Consider the following 16,093-nt stretch of genomic DNA (forward strand, 5'->3'; position numbering starts at 1 on the left):
TTAAAATATTAAGATAAACAATAATTAAAATTAACTTTTATATTATTGAAGTAGAAGAACAGACTTAATACATGTTATACAGAGGAATAATCGATGTTATCTAAGGTAAATTGTCAAAATCATTATCCTTGCAGAACTATTTTGTATAAAAAAGTTGCCACAATTTTATTAATGAAAGAGAATAATCTTAAACATTTCATATTTTTCAGGTTTATTATCAACCAGAACACACTAATAATTTTAAAAATATAATTTTCAGATATTTTTTTTAGATATTATTCATGTTGTATTAAATTAAGATATATATTTGTGCAATCGATTACATTAAATTTAGAATGTAAGATTCGTTTATTTAATAACACTTGAGTACTATAATGTGCTTCTGATATGTTAAGGATATGATTGGGAAGAATAAAGTCACAGGAAATTACCGTTGGACTATTTGTACACTGCTGTTCTTTGCAACTACTATTAATTACCTTGACAGGCAGGTACTTTCGCTTACATGGAAAGATTTTATCGCACCTGAATTTCACTGGACAAATAACGACTACGGAAATATTACGGCTTTATTTTCAATATTTTATGCAATATCACTTTTATTCGCCGGGAGGTTTGTTGACTGGATGGATACTAAAAAGGGCTTCCTGTGGGCAATCGGCATTTGGTCGGTTGGGGCATGTCTGCACGCTTTCGCAGGCATTGCAACATCAGGTATAATTACAGGGGAGTGGTTTGTAGGCTTTGGGCAGGCAAAAGAAATAATCAGCAGGGTAAATGATACCGGGCTGGTGATATCAACAAGTGTTACACTTTTTATTTTTGCCCGTTTTGTACTGGCAGTGGGTGAGGCAGGTAATTTTCCGGCGGCTATAAAAACAACCGCTGAGTACTTCCCGAAAAAAGACAGGGCTTTTTCTACCAGTATTTTTAATGCAGGAGCTACAATAGGGGCATTGCTGGCCCCGGTATCAATACCATTTATAGCAGAAGCCTTCGGGTGGGAAATGGCGTTTATAATAATTGGTGCGCTGGGTTTTGTATGGATGGGTTTTTGGGTATTTCTATATGATAAGCCCGAACGCCATAAAAAAGTCTGCGCAGAAGAACTGGCCTACATTCAGCAGGACAGCCTGGCTGACAATGAAATAGCATCAGTTGAAGAGCCAAAAAGAAAGTGTCTATACTGCGATGCTTTACATACAGGCAAACATGGGCTTTCGCTTTCGGTAAGTTCATGACTGACGGGGTATGGTGGTTTTTCCTGTTCTGGACACCGGCATACCTAAGTTCTGTATATAACATGGACTCTACACAGGCAGCATTACCGCTTTTTGTATTGTATATCATCACACTACTGTCAATTATTGGAGGTTGGCTGCCAACCTATTTTGTAGATAAAAAAGGCATGAACCCCTATGAAGGGAGGATGAAGGCGATGCTCATATTTGCATTCTTTCCACTGCTAGCGCTGGTTGCACAGCCGCTTGGCGGGTACACCTACTGGCTTCCGGTGATAATAATTGGTATTGCAGGGGCAGCACACCAGGCATGGTCAGCCAACATATTTACCACGGTTGGCGATATGTTTCCTAAAAAAGCTATTGCTACAGTTACAGGCATAGGCGGCCTTGCAGGCGGTATCGGGTCAACACTTATTAATAAAGGCTCAGGTGTGTTGTTTGACTATAGCAAAGAGACAGATATGGTATTTATGGGCTTTAAGGGTATAGAAGCAGGATATTTTATAATCTTTTCAATTTGTGCGGTATGTTACCTCACAGGCTGGATAGTAATGAAAACGCTTGTGCCGAAATACAGGCCTATAACAGATTTATAATTAAGAACAAGATTACCATTTGAATGACAAATTTTGAATTCAGGTATGCATCAAACCCGAAAGATGCTGCAAAATATGACACTAATGAGCTAAGGGAACAATTTTTAATTGAAAAGCTCTTTGTTGAGAATCAGGTAAACCTTACATACTCTATGTATGACAGGTATATTGTGGGCGGTGCAATGCCCGTAGGAAAACCTGTAAAACTGGAAACCATACCATACTTAAAGTCGGAGAATTTTCTTGACAGGAGGGAAATGGGGATAATAAATGTTGGTGGCGAAGGAGAGATTAGTGTAGATGGTGAAATATTTACCCTTCAAAAGAAAGAAGCTCTTTATATAGGTATGGGAGCAAAAGAGGTACTATTTTCAAGCACAGGCAGTGATCCGGCAATGTTTTATATAAACTCTGCCCCGGCACATAAAAACTTCCCGAATAAGAAAGTGACAAAGGATAATGCAGAGATTGTGCATCTTGGTGAAGAGAAGTTTGCTAACAAAAGGATTATCAATAAACTGATTGTTAACAGTGTTGTGCCTACCTGCCAGCTACAAATGGGGCTTACAGAACTGCTTTCTGGCAGTGTATGGAATACTATGCCGGCACACACGCATAACCGCCGTATGGAGGCTTATTTTTACTTTGACCTTGAATCTCCGCAAACCATCTGCCATTTTATGGGAGAGCCTGATAATACAAGACATATCTTCATGCAAAACCATCAGGCGGTGCTGTCTCCGGAGTGGTCTATCCATTCCGGGGCAGGTACGTCAAATTATTCTTTTATATGGGGTATGGCTGGCGAAAACCTTGATTATGGCGATATGGATATTGTTGCACCAAACGAATTGAAGTAATGAATCTGTTTGATTTAAAAGGGAAAAGGGCGCTTATTACGGGTGGCACACACGGCCTCGGCCTTGCCATGGCCGAAGGCCTTGCATCAGCCGGAGCTGAACTTATCATTACCGGTACAACGCCATCTAAAATGGAAGAGGCCCTGGTATATTATAAAAGCAGGGGCTACAAAGCTTCAGGTTACCTGTTTGATGTAACCGATGAAAAGGCTGCTGAAGAAAATGTTGCGCTAATTACTAAAGAACAGGGCGACATAAATATTCTTGTAAATAATGCGGGAATTATTAAAAGAGAACCGGCTATAACAATGGCGGTATCCGAATTCAGGCAGGTGATAGACGTAGATTTGGTGGGGCCCTTTATCATGTCGCAACTTGTTGCAAAACAAATGATTGACAGGAAGGAAGGGAAGATAATAAATATCTGCTCTATGATGAGTGAGTTGGGAAGAAATACTGTTTCAGCATACGCAGCGGCAAAGGGCGGGCTTAAGATGCTTACCAAAAATCTGGCAACAGAATGGGCAAAACACAATATTCAGGTAAACGGCATAGGTCCGGGTTACTTCGCAACGTCACAAACAGAGCCAATCCGTGTTGACGGGCATCCGTTCAATGAATTTATCATTAGCAGGACTCCGGCGGCGCGCTGGGGCAACCCCGAAGACCTTGCAGGCGCGGCAATTTTCCTTGCTTCAAAAGCCAGCGATTTTGTAAACGGGCAGATTTTATATGTTGACGGTGGCATCCTGGCCACAATCGGAAAGCCGTCCAACGAAGTTTAGTAATTAAGATTTCATTAACATTTTATAATGAGCACAACTTTTATACATGATAATTTTTTGCTGGAGAATAAATATGCCGAAGAGCTGTATCACACTTATTCTAAAAAACAGCCCATAATAGATTATCATAACCACCTTCCGCCACAGCAAATTGCTGAAGATGCTGTTTTTGCAAATATTGCTAAAGCCTGGATAAACGGCGACCATTATAAGTGGCGTGCCATGCGTACGCTCGGTATTAATGAGCAGTATATTACCGGTAGCGCATCAGATAAAGATAAGTTCATGCAGTGGGCCAAAACGGTTCCATACACTATGCGTAACCCATTGTATCACTGGACACATCTGGAACTTGCAAGATATTTTGACATCTATGATTTGCTGAATGAAAATTCAGCAGAGAAAATATATAACGAGACTGCTGAAAAACTTTCATTGAATGAGTACAGCACCCGTGGACTTTTGAAAAAAGTGAATGCTGAACTGGTTTGTACCACCGAAGACCCGATTGATACACTGGAACACCACAAAAAACTGGCTGCAAGTGATTTTAGTGTGAAGGTGAGCACTGCTTTCAGGCCGGATAAGGCAATACTTATTGGCAATGCAGGTTATAATGACTACATCAACAAATTGGGCGAAGCAGCGGGGGCGGAGATAAACAACTATGCCGACTTATGCACTGCTTTGAGGAAGCGCATAGAGTTTTTCCACCAAAATGGCTGCAGGCTGTGTGACCACGGGCTTGACCAGATATATTTTGAAGATTTTACAGAAAATGAGATAAGCCTCATCTTCTGGAAAAAAAGGGAGAACAAAGAGCTGAGCAGTGAAGAAGTGCTGAAGTTCCAGAGTGCGGTACTGTTATTCCTGGCTGAAACATATCATGAATTTGGATGGGTGCAGCAATTTCACCTTGGAGCGTTGCGCAACAACAATGCCCGTATGCACAGGATTTTAGGCCCGGACACAGGATGGGACTCGATAGGGGATTATCCGCAGGCACAAAAACTGTCGGCTTTCCTCAATGCGCTTGACAGTAAAGACAAGCTTGCAAAGACTATAATTTATAACCTGAACCCTGCTGACAATGAAGTTATGGCCACGATGATAGGCAACTTTAATGATGGCAGCATAAGGGGTAAAGTACAATTTGGCTCAGGCTGGTGGTTTTTAGACCAGAAAGACGGAATGACAAAGCAACTGAACGCTTTGAGCAATATGGGGCTCATCAGCTGTTTTGTAGGGATGCTCACGGACTCTAGGAGCTTCCTTTCATTCCCGAGGCATGAGTATTTCAGGAGGATACTGTGCAACCTTCTGGGCGATGAAATTAAGAGAGGAGAACTTCCGGCAGATATGGAATGGATAGGCAAAATGGTAAGTGATATAAGTTACAACAATGCCAAAAACTATTTTGATTTTTAAACCCGGCAAGATATGTTTTTCAATAGCGATTGCGGCTGGCAGGAAATAGATGAAAATGTGCAACGGCAGATAACCGGCTTTAATGCTGGTTTGATGATGGTAAATGTACTTTTCAAAAAAGGCGGCATAGGCCCTTTGCACAGCCATCCGCATACGCAGGCCACGTATATTGCCAAAGGTGTTTTTGAGGTGACTATTGGCGGTGAAACAAAAACGTTGGGTGCAGGCGATTCATTTTTTGTGATGCCTAACATGGTGCACTGTGTGGTTTGCCATGAAGACGGAATGCTGGTTGATGTATTTAACCCTGTGAGGGAAGATTTTATAAAATAAATTAAAGTGATTAATGAATAAAGTAGTCACATTCGGTGAGATTATGCTGCGCCTTTCTACAGAAAGGCACCTGCGTTTTGAGCAGGCAAAATCGCTTACGGCCAACTACGGCGGCGGCGAGTTTAATGTAGCTGTTTCACTGGCCAATTATGGCATTGAAGCTGAATTTGTTACCCGCGTACCGGATAATGAGATTGGCCGCTGCGCCGTAAAAGAAGCCCGCAAAATGAATGTAGGCTGCGGCAATGCTATTTGGGGCGGAGAGCGCCTGGGCATTTATTTCCTGGAAACAGGGGCGGGCGTAAGGGGCAGCAATGTGGTGTATGACCGTGCCCATAGCGCCATGGCAACGCTTAAAAAAGGATTGATTGACTGGCAGAAAGTACTGCAGGGCGCAACATGGTTCCATTTCAGCGGGATAACACCTGCATTGTCTGAAGATGCTGCGGAGGCATGTCTTGAGGCTGTACAGGCGGCTGACGAAATGGGACTGAACATTTCCTGCGACCTTAACTACCGCTCAAAGCTATGGCAATACGGTAAAGCTCCGGCTGAAGTAATGCCGCAACTGCTGCAATATGCCAATGTTATATTAGGGGATATAGACACAGCTTACTATATGCTTGGGATTGAGAAAGTAAATCCTGATTATCATGACGAGCAATCGCTGGTTCCGCATTATGAAAAGCTTTTTGAGCTATGCCCGAACCTTAAAGTAGCATCAACAACGTTGCGGTATTCGGTAAGCGCTACGCACCAGCGCATTGGCGGAATTTTATTTGACGGTAACAATATATATAAATCTGATATAAGGGAAATAACACCGGTAGTAGACCGCGTAGGGAGCGGCGATGCCTTTATGGGCGGCCTGCTGTATGGCTTGTTGGAATATAAAGAAGACCACCAGAAAACGGTTGACTTTGCTGTAGCGGCATGCTGCCTGAAACATACCATTGCAGGTGATTATAACCTGGTGACTGTAAAAGAAGTAGAGAATATAATGGGCGGCCTCTCAAACGGGCTGGTTTCAAGATAAATAGATTATGGCGAAATATTCAAGGATAGAAGTAGCGAATGTTATGAAGGAAACGGGGCTTGTGCCATTGTTCTTTCACGAAGATGTTGAGGTTGCAAAACAAGTGCTCAAAGCCTGCTATGACGGAGGTGCAAGGCTGATGGAATTTACCAGCCGGGGCGATTTTGCCTTTGAAGTATTCGGGGTGCTGAACAAGTATGCGTTGGCCGAACTTCCGGGAATGATACTCGGTGTAGGCTCGGTTACAGATGCTGCTGCTGCCTCCCTATATATGCAGATGGGCGCCAATTTTATTGTGACGCCTGTATTACGCGAAGACATTGCCCTTATATGCAACCGCAGGAAGGTACTGTGGTCACCAGGCTGTGGCTCACTTACCGAGATAGCAAGGGCCGAAGAGCTGGGCTGCGAAATAGTGAAACTCTTCCCGGGAGACATCTACAGCCCTGACTTCATTAAGGCCATAAAAGGCCCTTGTCCGTGGACAAGCATTATGCCTACGGGTGGCGTTACCACAAACCGGGATAATCTTATAAGCTGGTTTGATGCCGGGGCAACATGTGTTGGCATAGGCTCGCAACTCATATCAAAAGAAATATTAGATAATAGCGATTTTGAAGGATTGCAGGCCAAAGTGAGTGAAACCATTGCCATAATCAAAGAAATACGTTCAAAATAACAGTTTACCTATAGTAAAATGGAAAAATTAAGCAGGAAGAGCAGGGGGCTTGAAAGTAAGCTGCCTGTAAAAGTAGTACAGTTTGGGGAGGGTAACTTTTTAAGGGCGTTTGTAGATTACGCATTTCAGAGGCTGAATAATGAGCTGGGTTTCAACGCGGGCATTGCCATGGTGCAGCCGCTTGAGAACGGAATGGTTCATATGATAAATGACCAGGATGGCTTGTACACCCTCTTTATGAATGGTGTAAAGAAAGGCGAAAAAATACAGGATATAGAGCTTATTACCAATGTAGTAAAAGGCATTAATCCATACAAAGCGTATGATGATTTCCTTGCACTTGCAAAAGAAGAGGAACTGCAATTCATCATATCAAACACTACTGAGGCAGGTATAGAGTACATTGATACTGATACGCCCGGCATGCGCCCGCCTGTTGCGTTTCCGGCCAGGCTTACGGTGTTGCTTTATGAAAGGTACAGGTATTTTGAAGGAAATGCATCAAAAGGCGTGACTGTTATTCCTTGTGAGCTTATCAACTATAATGCAGATACGCTGAAGGAAATCATACTGAAATACATCAGCTTGTGGAATCTTGAGGAAGGATTTAAAACATGGCTGCTTGAAGCCTGTAGCTTCCATAATACGCTGGTAGACAGGATTGTTCCGGGGTATCCCCGCAATGAGATTGAAGATTACAACATCAAGCTGGATTATCATGATAACCTGATTGTTGCCGCAGAGCCTTTCTTCCTTTGGGTTATTGAAGGTGATGAGGCGCTTAAACAGAAACTTCCGTTTCATAAAACCAACCTTAATGTGAAGATTGTAGATGATATGCAGCCTTTCCGTACGCTGAAGGTGAGAATACTAAATGGTGCACATACAGCTATGGTGCCCTTCTCTATACTTTACGGCAATGAAACAGTGAAACAGACTGTTGATGGTGACTTCACAGGTGCGTTTGTAAACAGCATCATCAGCGAAATAAGCGGTACACTGCCGATGGATAAAAAAGAAGTAGATGCATATGCCGAAGAAGTGATGGACCGTTTCCGTAACCCATTCATTAAACACCAGTTGTCAGACATCGCGCTTAACTCTATATCAAAGTTCAAGGTGCGGGTGCTGCCAAGCCTTCTGCAATATCAAAAAGATAATGGACAGCTGCCTAAAAGCCTTACCTTCTCAATGGCATGCCTTATGTTATTCTACAAAGGCAGCTGGAAGGGTACGGTACTGCCTGTAAAAGATTCGCCTGAAATTACAGACGAATTTATTGCGGCATGGCAATTGCCCCAAATTGAGATGGTAGTAAGCCGGATTCTTGGGAATGAAGAGTTTTGGGGTGAAGACCTGAACAATGTATCAGGCCTGGGTGATGAGCTTGTAAGGACGATAACTGAAATTGAAAATAGCGGGCTTGAAAAAGCCTATATGGAATACAACAGGCAATATCAATCGTAAAGGAATTTATTATGCAGAAGAAATTGATAAAGGTAAACCCTACGGATAATGTGGCTGTAGCCCTGGTTGACCTGACACATGGCGAAGTTATTTCATTTGAAGGCCGTGATGTAGTTGTGCTTGACGATGTAAAAGCTAAACATAAGATTGCGCTGGAAGATTTAATGCCGGGCGACAGGATAATAATGTATGGGGTTTTGGTAGGGAAAGCAAGTGCCTTTATTGGCAAGGGCCGCCTGCTATCTACAAAAAATGTAAAGCATGAAAGTGATAAAGTTACCGGTAAGACCGATACTATAGGCTGGGACATACCTAATGCGGATAAATGGAAAGACCGCACATTTATGGGCTACCACCGTGCAGACGGGCAGGTTGGTACTGAAAACGTATGGCTGTTTTTCCCGTTGGTTTTTTGCGAAAACAGGAATATTGAGATATTGAAAGATATCTTTGAAAAAGAGCTGATGCGCCCCAAAGAAACAGATTACCAGCGTTTGCTGCGTTCTCTTGTAAATAAAGAAAATGGGGTTTCTGACAGCGATATAAAATCAAGTGATGATAACCTGTTCAAAAATATTCAGGTAAAGTTTATCACACATCAGGGTGGCTGCGGGGGTATACGCCAGGATTCTCACAGTCTTGCTAAACTGCTTGCGGGTTATGTAAACAACCCGAACGTAGCCGGGGCTACAGTACTGAGCCTTGGCTGCCAAAACCTGCAGATACAGATTTTTAAGGATGCGCTGGATGAAATTAACCCGAACCTGGACAAGCCAGTACTTATTTATGACCAGCAGCAAATGGGCACAATTGATGCCATGCTTAGCAGTGTTGTAAAAGACAGTTTTGAAGCCATTAAAAAGGCTAATGAACAGCAAAGGCACCCCGCACCACTGTCTAAACTTAAAATAGGTCTGGAATGCGGCGGATCGGATGGGTTCTCGGGCATCTCGGCTAACCCCACTTTGGGTGTGATGTCTGATTTGCTTGCTGCTATTGGCGGGACAACTATACTTAGCGAGTTCCCAGAGCTTTGCGGGGTAGAGCAGGAGCTGGTAAACCGCTGTGTTGAAGAACAGGACGGCATACGTTTCCTTCAGCTGATGAAGTGGTATGAAAAAACAGTGGTTGATGCAGGCTCAGGCTTTGACATGAATCCTTCACCCGGCAATATCAAAGACGGCCTTATCACCGATGCCATGAAATCTGCGGGGGCTGCCAAAAAAGGCGGAACTTCTCCAATAGTAGGGGTTTCAGATTATGGCGAATACATTACAAAACCGGGCCTTAACTTATTATGCACACCCGGCAATGACGTTGAGTGTACAACAGCAATGGTAGGGTCGGGCGCTAATATGGTACTCTTTACAACCGGACTTGGGACGCCGACAGGCAACCCGATTGCCCCGGTTGTAAAAATATCGAGCAATACACAACTGGCAGAAAAGATGCCGGACATTATAGACTTTAACACAGGCGAAATTATAACCGGTGAAAAAACGATTGATGAAATGGCTGATGAACTGCTGGAATTTATAATAAATGTTGCAAGCGGAAATATTATCACAAAGGCGGCGATACTCAACCAAAATGATTTCATTCCCTGGAAGCGAGGGGGTTTCATTATAAATAAAAAAGCGGCTATTAGCCGCTTTTTTATTTATGGTTTCGTGTGGATGACTGGCGTATGATCAATTCAGGTTTTAAAACCACTTTCTTTTCAACTTTAACAGCATCATTACTGTTGCCCTGTTCTAAAAATACTTCTGCTGCAATCTTACCCATTTCCATGGCACACTGGTCAACTGAAGATATTGATAATTCCATAAATCTGGTAAAAGGCTCATTACCAAAGCCTACTACGCAAACATCTTCGGGTATCTTTATACCTCTTGCCTTCAGTTCCTGAATAGCTCCCAATGCAGCAAAATCACTCGAAGAAAATATTGCATCAGGCATCTTGTCCAGCTTCAATAATTGACGTACAGCTTCTTTCCCTGCCTCAACATTACTACGTGTCTGAATGATATAATCATCGTTGTAAGTAAGCCCGTGGTCTAGCAACGCCTGCTTATAACCTTTGAAACGATTCTCGTAAATCTCAAGTGATCTGTCTCCCGAAAGGTAAGCAATATTTTCGCACTTTTCATCAATAAGATGTTTTGTAGCGGCATAAGCAGCGCCAAAGTCATCAATTGTTACAGAGCTTACACCGTTAATGTTTTTTTTACGGTCAAAGAAAATCAGCGGTACATCCTTATCAAGCACACGCTTTATAGTTTTGTCATTTTCAGAGTTTGATACAGATATTAGCACACCATCTACCTGAGCATTTAGAAGCGTATTAATATTCTCGTTCTCACGATTCTCATCTTCATGAGTCTGGCAAATGATTACATTATACTTATGTGGGTACAAAGCCTCTTCAATCCCCCCGGATAACAGACCCGAAAAAATTACTGTCTATCCTCGGTACTATAACACCTATATTGTTGCTCCTGCCGCTTCTTAATGCTGCTGCAAGCTTATTCTGCTTGTAATTTAGCCTGTTGGCGGCCTCTTTTACCTGCTCACGTGTACTTTCACTAATTTTAGGATTATTATTAAGGGCTCTGGAAACTGTTGCAGCAGAGATGTTTAGTTCCTGTGCAATGTCATAAATAGTGGCTTTTTCGCTCATCTGTAAGATGTTTTCAAGGGTAAAAGTATATAAATTTATTAGATTAATAAATATATGTGTTATCGATTGCAAGATTTTGATAATAACATCAAAATTTTCTAACCTGGGTCTTCATAATGTCTTAATTAAATATTAATTTTCTCATTAAATTATCATTAGTGTAATTTTGAGTTCGGTTTTTTAAACTAAATGTTTTTTTTTAAATATTTTTTTGGTAGAACAGAAATTTATATATACGTTTGTGTAATCGATTGCATAAAACGTTTTCGCTTGCAAAATACTTTAAATAAAATGTCAATAAGGCCACTTCTTTTAAGTTGTTTAATAATAGCTACAGCTGTAATTGTGTCTTGTGCCTCAAAGTATACCGCTGACAGGAGCGCCGGTATTTCTTCGGGATGGGATATGATGCAACAAATTGTAAATAGTGTTGAGGAACCGGTGTTTCAAAACAGAAGTTATAACATTAAGGATTTTGGCGCTGTTGCAAACGCACAATATAATAATACCGAAGCTTTCAGAAATGCAATAAAAAAATGTGCTGAAGAGGGTGGCGGCACTGTAATTGTTGGCCCCGGAAAATACTACACCGGGCCAATCCATCTTGAAAGCAACATCAACCTTCATCTGGAAGAGGGTGCCGAAATTCTCTTCAGTACCAACCCGGCTGACTATCCATTGGTACATACATCATGGGAAGGTACAGAACTTATGAACTATTCGCCGCTTATATATGCGTATGGCAAAACTAATGTTGCGGTAACAGGCAAAGGAACACTTAACGGCCAGGCTACCGAAGCTAACTGGTGGCCGTGGGCGGGTAAAGGCTACGGTTTTAAAAAAGGGATGCCAAGCCAGGCCGATCCGTTAAACCGCGACCGCCTTGTACAGCTGGCTGAAGACGGTGTGCCTGTGAAGGATCGTGTGTTTGGAGACGGGCATTACATAAGGCCTTCATTTATACAGTTCTTTGAATGCAAGAATGTAATGCTTAAAGATATAAAGATAGTTAATGCTCCATTTTGGATAATTCATCCTATAAAATGTACTGATGTAATTGTTGACGGACTCACTATTACAAGCCATGGCCCAAACAATGATGGCTGCGACCCTGAATATTGCAGGAATGTAATAATACGCAATTGCAGCTTTAATACAGGCGATGACTGTATTGCTATAAAATCGGGTCGCGACGGCGATGGGCGAAGGGTAAATATACCAAGTGAAAATATTGTGGTTCAAAACTGCAAGATGTTTGACGGGCATGGCGGTGTAACCATGGGCAGCGAGATTTCTGCAGGGGTGCGCAATGTATTTGTTGATAATTGTGATATGGACAGCCCGGAGCTTGACAGGGCAATAAGGATAAAATCAAACACAAGGCGTGGCGGCTTTGTGGAAAATGTATACGTAAGAAATGTGAGGATAGGCCAGGTAAAAGAGTCTGTGCTTGGCATAGATATGTTTTATTCTATCCATGGCAACCAGACGGGTAATTATCTGCCGGTTGTACGCAACATATTCATTGAAAATGTAATGGTGAAAATTGGCGGGAAGTACGGTATCCTGGCTAAGGGAATTAAAGCAGCGCCCATTACCGGAATTACATTTCAGGATGTAACAATTGATAAGGTAGAGAAAGAATACCTTATAGAAAATGTTGAAAATCTGCAGCTTATAAATACGAAAATAAACGGGGTAGTAATGCAAAGCCCTGCAAACTAAATCATTAACCGGTATTACATTATGAAGTTTAAGAACTTTTATGACAAATTGGCAAACTACTTTTTTGCCGTAAGCGTTTTCCTTTTATTGCTGGTGAGTTTTCAAAACCATGCTCAGGCAGGCGCTGTAATCACAGGAACAGTAGTTGACGATGGCGGGCTTGGCATACCCGGAGTAAACATCAATGAAAAAGGGACTGCCAATTATGCCACAACAGACCTTGATGGAAATTTTAGCATAACCATTGCTGGCGCTGCAAGTGAGCTTACATTTTCTTACCTTGGTTTTGAACCGGTTACGCAGCCTGTTGGCGATAAAAGAAAATTAAGTATAATTCTTCGCCCATCGGTAAGTGAACTTGACGAAGTTGTTGTAATAGGCTACGGTACAGCCCGAAAATCAGACCTTACAGGTGCTGTTTCTACAATTTCAGGACAGGAGCTGCAAAAACAGGGTATTGCCAATGTTGCTGAAGCGCTTACCGGCCGGCTTGCGGGTGTAAATGTAACTTCAGCAGAAGGTTCGCCGGATTCTGAAATAAAAATAAGGGTGAGGGGTAACGGCTCTATATCGCAAGATAGCTCGCCGCTATTGATTGTTGACGGTTTTCCGGTAAACAGCATAAATGATATTTCTCCGTCTGATATTGATACAGTTACGGTGCTTAAAGATGCATCATCAACAGCGATATACGGTTCAAGGGGTGCAAACGGGGTAATTATTATAACAACAAAAAGCGGTACTACAGATAGTAAACTTAGCGTAAACCTTACTTCTTTTTATGGTGTGAAACACAGGGTAAAGAAAATAGATGTGCTTGGCGTGCAGGATTATGCCAACTGGCAGTATGAATATGCCCAGCTTAACGAAGTTCCTGAATCATATGACGAAGTATTCGGGCCATGGTCACCTAACCAGTATGCCGGTGTTGAAGGCAGAAACTGGCAGGATGAAATTTATGGACAAACAGGATGGGTACAAAGCCATGACTTAGGCTTAAGGGGCGGATCTGACAAGATGAATTATAGCTTCAACTATGCCAGATTTGATGAGCAGGCAATTATGCTGGGCTCAGACTATAGGAGAAATAACCTGTCATTAAACCTTAAAAATAAACCAAGTGACAAAGTTACCCTGAATTTTGTAATGCGTTATTCTGATACTGAAATTAACGGTGCGGGCGCAAACGAGCAAAATGAATATTCATCTCAAGACTCAAGACTTAGAAATTCAGTAGCGTATGCGCCAATTAATCTTCCTGGGATAACATCAGATGACACTGACGAAGCAGACCCGAGTTATCTTGTAAATCCATTTGTATCTGTTTATGACAACGGGCGTAGCCAAATGCGAAAAAATTTCAACATGCTTGGCAGTTTTTCATGGGAGATTATTGATAACCTGAAATTTAAGACTGATTTCGGCCTTGATAATTACAATTACAGAGATAACCGTTTTTTCGGTCGCAGTACTTACTATGTTCGTAATATACCGGCTACAGAAAACCAAAACCTGCCGGCCCTTATAATGGGTGACCGTAAAGATGTAAGGTTTAGGAATGTAAACACATTAAACTATGACTTCAAAAAAATACTTGGAGAAAATCATGACCTTACCATTCTTGTAGGTGAAGAAAGCATAAACTACAAGAGTACTACAACTACAAGCACCATACACGGCTTTGATGAATTCTATACTTTTGAAAATGCTGTAAATCTTAGTGCAGCAGGTACTCCTTTTTCTGTTGATAATTTTATGTTTCCCGAAGATAAATTATTGTCATTTTTCGGGCGTATAAACTATGACTTTGATGACCGTTACCTGCTTACGGCTACTTACCGTGCTGACGGTTCAAGTAAATTTCTCGGTGATAATCGTTGGGGCTATTTTCCTTCGGCGGCTGTAGCATGGAAAATTTCAAGCGAAGAATTCCTGCAGGGTATATCATGGCTAAACCTTCTTAAGGTAAGGTTCAGCTACGGGCAGGCCGGTAACAACAATATACCAACAGGACAAACTATCCAGACTTTCCAGGCGAGCGCTTCTTCATGGATAAACGGCGTGTCTAATTTTCTGTCAGCATCAAAAATTATGGCAAACCCGAATTTGAAATGGGAGACTACAACTACACGAAACCTGGGGCTTGATTACGAATTTTTCAAAGGCAGGATAAGCGGTTCGGTTGAATTGTATAAAAATACAACAGATGATCTTTTGCTGCGCTTCCCTGTTCCCGGTACCGGTTATGATTTTCAATACCGTAACATGGGAGAGATTGAAAATAAAGGTATAGAAGCTAATGTAAATGCAATAATTGCAGACCAGAAAAATTATGGGCTTAGCGTTGCTCTTAACATAGCATCAAACAGAAACAGGATTAACTCACTCGGTGTTATGGATAATTTTGATTTTGCCAGTGCCTGGAACTCAACAGTTGGGACAGATTATCGTATAGAAGTAGGTCAGCCATTGGGGGTAATGTATGGCTACCAAAGCGATGGCAGGTATGAAGTGTCAGACTTTACATTTGCCAATGGCGTGTATACTCTAAGAGAAGGAGTTGCCAATAGCACTGCCGTTGTGGGTGATGTTATGCCTGGGACCATGAAACTTAAAGACACTAACGGTGATGGCGTAGTTAATCAGGATGACCGCACAATCATTGGTAATGCCAATCCAAAATATACAGGTGGTTTTACAATTAATGCCAATGCATACGGGTTTGACCTTTCGGCAGCGTTCAACTTCAGTTATGGCAATGATGTATATAACGCCAGCAAAATTGAATTTAATACATCCCTGCCACCGGGCGGGCAAAGCGGGCAATATAAAAATTTAACTACAGAGATGGCACAGGGCGTAAGATGGACGAACATTGATCCGTCTACAGGCACACTTGTTACAGATCCTGCACAGCTTAGCGCGCTAAACGCAAACACTACAATGTGGTCTCCGTCAATGGATCGCTTCGTATTCAGTGACTGGGCTGTTGAAGATGGTTCTTTCTTAAGGCTTAATACACTCACACTTGGGTACTCGCTGCCGGAATCTGTAATTTCAAAACTCGGCCTTACAAGACTTAGGGTATACGGTACCGCAAACAATGTTTTTGTATGGACGAACTACTCAGGTATGGACCCGGAGGTTTCAACCAGGAGGCAGACACCGCTTACACCGGCAGTAGATTATTCACCGTATCCGCGCAGCAGGCAATTTGCCTTCGGCCTTAATGTCGGCTTTTAATCAGCAAAAATGGAAAC

Annotated in this window: 10 protein-coding genes and 2 pseudogenes; 11 read left to right on the plus strand and 1 reads right to left on the minus strand. The window is 42.1% G+C overall.

Annotated elements, in window-relative coordinates; genetic code table 11:
* Window positions 1-398: 398 nt before the first annotated feature.
* The 9 genes and pseudogenes from LRS05_RS07965 to LRS05_RS08005 all read left to right on the plus strand — a co-directional run bounded on the left by LRS05_RS07965 (window position 399) and on the right by LRS05_RS08005 (window position 10,119).
* A pseudogene (locus LRS05_RS07965) lies at window positions 399-1,840 on the plus strand (MFS transporter).
* A 23-nt stretch (window positions 1,841-1,863) separates the two neighbouring features.
* The gene (kduI, locus tag LRS05_RS07970; RefSeq protein WP_257867832.1) at window positions 1,864-2,700 is read left to right on the plus strand and encodes a 5-dehydro-4-deoxy-D-glucuronate isomerase; all 837 of its coding nucleotides are present in this window, start codon (window positions 1,864-1,866) and stop codon (window positions 2,698-2,700) included.
* Window positions 2,700-3,485 (plus strand): gluconate 5-dehydrogenase, encoded by a 786-nt coding sequence (locus tag LRS05_RS07975; RefSeq protein WP_257867833.1) that lies wholly within the window; start codon window positions 2,700-2,702, stop codon window positions 3,483-3,485. The genes kduI and LRS05_RS07975 overlap by 1 nt, the downstream gene beginning before the upstream one ends.
* 27 nt (window positions 3,486-3,512) lie before the next feature.
* A complete protein-coding gene (gene uxaC, locus LRS05_RS07980; RefSeq protein WP_257867834.1) occupies window positions 3,513-4,913 on the plus strand; it encodes a glucuronate isomerase in 1,401 nt (466 codons plus the stop codon).
* A gap of 12 nt (window positions 4,914-4,925) precedes the next feature.
* Window positions 4,926-5,246, plus strand: coding sequence for a cupin domain-containing protein (locus LRS05_RS07985; RefSeq protein ID WP_257867835.1), 321 nt, complete (start codon window positions 4,926-4,928; stop codon window positions 5,244-5,246).
* A 13-nt stretch (window positions 5,247-5,259) separates the two neighbouring features.
* A complete protein-coding gene (locus LRS05_RS07990; protein WP_257867836.1) occupies window positions 5,260-6,282 on the plus strand; it encodes a sugar kinase in 1,023 nt (340 codons plus the stop codon).
* A 7-nt stretch (window positions 6,283-6,289) separates the two neighbouring features.
* Complete coding sequence (locus LRS05_RS07995; protein WP_257867837.1) at window positions 6,290-6,961, plus strand: bifunctional 4-hydroxy-2-oxoglutarate aldolase/2-dehydro-3-deoxy-phosphogluconate aldolase; 672 nt, start codon at window positions 6,290-6,292, stop codon at window positions 6,959-6,961.
* Between the two features lie 18 nt (window positions 6,962-6,979).
* Entirely contained in the window at window positions 6,980-8,428 is a 1,449-nt protein-coding gene (locus LRS05_RS08000) for a tagaturonate reductase (protein WP_257867838.1), read from the plus strand.
* Window positions 8,429-8,439: 11 nt separating this feature from the next.
* Window positions 8,440-10,119, plus strand: a complete 1,680-nt coding sequence (locus LRS05_RS08005) for a UxaA family hydrolase (RefSeq protein ID WP_257867839.1) — start codon at window positions 8,440-8,442, stop codon at window positions 10,117-10,119.
* Here LRS05_RS08005 and LRS05_RS08010 read toward each other — a convergent pair.
* Window positions 10,085-11,108, minus strand: a pseudogene (locus LRS05_RS08010) (LacI family DNA-binding transcriptional regulator). The gene LRS05_RS08005 and the pseudogene LRS05_RS08010 overlap by 35 nt on opposite strands.
* Before the next feature lie 345 nt (window positions 11,109-11,453).
* Between LRS05_RS08010 and LRS05_RS08015 the strand changes: the two are divergent.
* Window positions 11,454-12,833, plus strand: a complete 1,380-nt coding sequence (locus LRS05_RS08015) for a glycoside hydrolase family 28 protein (protein WP_308224857.1) — start codon at window positions 11,454-11,456, stop codon at window positions 12,831-12,833.
* Window positions 12,834-12,854: 21 nt separating this feature from the next.
* Entirely contained in the window at window positions 12,855-16,076 is a 3,222-nt protein-coding gene (locus LRS05_RS08020) for a TonB-dependent receptor (RefSeq protein ID WP_257867841.1), read from the plus strand.
* The last annotated feature ends 17 nt before the right edge of the window (window positions 16,077-16,093 follow it).

This window comes from Flavobacterium sp. J372 (genome assembly GCF_024699965.1).
Lineage (GTDB): Bacteria > Bacteroidota > Bacteroidia > Flavobacteriales > Flavobacteriaceae > Flavobacterium.

Bases quoted from the DNA above. Each gene is read 5' to 3' on its own strand.
- kduI (WP_257867832.1), top strand. From the start codon at position 1,864: ATGACAAATTTTGAATTCAGGTATGCATCAAACCCGAAAGATGCTGCA.
- LRS05_RS07975 (WP_257867833.1), top strand. From the start codon at position 2,700: ATGAATCTGTTTGATTTAAAAGGGAAAAGGGCGCTTATTACGGGTGGC.
- uxaC (WP_257867834.1), top strand. From the start codon at position 3,513: ATGAGCACAACTTTTATACATGATAATTTTTTGCTGGAGAATAAATAT.
- LRS05_RS07985 (WP_257867835.1), top strand. From the start codon at position 4,926: ATGTTTTTCAATAGCGATTGCGGCTGGCAGGAAATAGATGAAAATGTG.
- LRS05_RS07990 (WP_257867836.1), top strand. From the start codon at position 5,260: ATGAATAAAGTAGTCACATTCGGTGAGATTATGCTGCGCCTTTCTACA.
- LRS05_RS07995 (WP_257867837.1), top strand. From the start codon at position 6,290: ATGGCGAAATATTCAAGGATAGAAGTAGCGAATGTTATGAAGGAAACG.
- LRS05_RS08000 (WP_257867838.1), top strand. From the start codon at position 6,980: ATGGAAAAATTAAGCAGGAAGAGCAGGGGGCTTGAAAGTAAGCTGCCT.
- LRS05_RS08005 (WP_257867839.1), top strand. From the start codon at position 8,440: ATGCAGAAGAAATTGATAAAGGTAAACCCTACGGATAATGTGGCTGTA.
- LRS05_RS08020 (WP_257867841.1), top strand. From the start codon at position 12,855: ATGAAGTTTAAGAACTTTTATGACAAATTGGCAAACTACTTTTTTGCC.